Annotated in this window: 1 pseudogene; it reads left to right on the top strand. The window is 50.9% G+C overall.

Annotated elements, in window-relative coordinates:
* Nucleotides 1–460: 460 nt before the first annotated feature.
* Nucleotides 461–759: pseudogene (locus CKY02_RS25380) on the top strand (group II intron reverse transcriptase/maturase); the annotation flags it as partial.

Below are 759 nucleotides of genomic sequence, written 5' to 3'. Positions count from 1 at the left end.
TGCAGCCAGTATGTAGCATAAGCTCAGGAGGAGATGGTGGTCGGCCCACCGAAGTCTGCTGTCGGAAGCTGGCTTCAAACCCCCTCAAGCGGCTGCCGTAAAGAGCGGTGGTTGTGAGCGTTGAGGTCAAAGCATGAACGAAAAAAAAAGTTCGGCAGGTAGGGTACAAAGAGACGAGTAAAACCGAACCTATGTGGACGCGTCGTAAAGAAGAGAAGTGACATCAAAACCGGGGGCGTTTCTATCTTCCGGGATAAATCTGTGAGTGGACTCCGAATGCTGCGCAGGTGGTGTCCGGCGTAGAGTAGGCGTGACTTTGTATCAGGCTCTTTCTGGGAACTGCGGGAACCTGTCATCACGATGTAAAGGAAGAAATACAAGCCACTGAATTGACAAGTATGAGAGTACCGAAGCGTGATACAGGGGCGGAGTGACTCGTAGTAGTGAGGAAATATTTGTAATGAATGTGGAGCGAAGGGGTCACGTCAGGCAGCCTTACCCGGTATCCAACTGTCAGGCAGGAGGAGATACGGCGGTTAAGGCAAAACCGTTTGTCATTGAGAAAAGGGATGTGTACCGTGCCGGGTTATTGGTTAAGGCCAATCAAGGTGCGGCAGGCGTGGATGGTCAGACCCTCGCGGATTTTGAATCAAACCTAAAAGGGAATTTGTATAAACTCTGGAACCGCCTGTCATCAGGTAGTTATTATCCACCTCCGGTGAAAGGTGTCGCTATTCCCAAGAAGTCGGGAGGTGAACG

This window comes from Photorhabdus bodei (assembly GCF_003287735.1).
In the GTDB taxonomy this organism is placed as follows: domain Bacteria; phylum Pseudomonadota; class Gammaproteobacteria; order Enterobacterales; family Enterobacteriaceae; genus Photorhabdus; species Photorhabdus kayaii.
The sequence above is the reverse complement of the archived record's forward strand: the minus strand, read 5'-3'. Positions and strand labels throughout refer to the sequence as shown.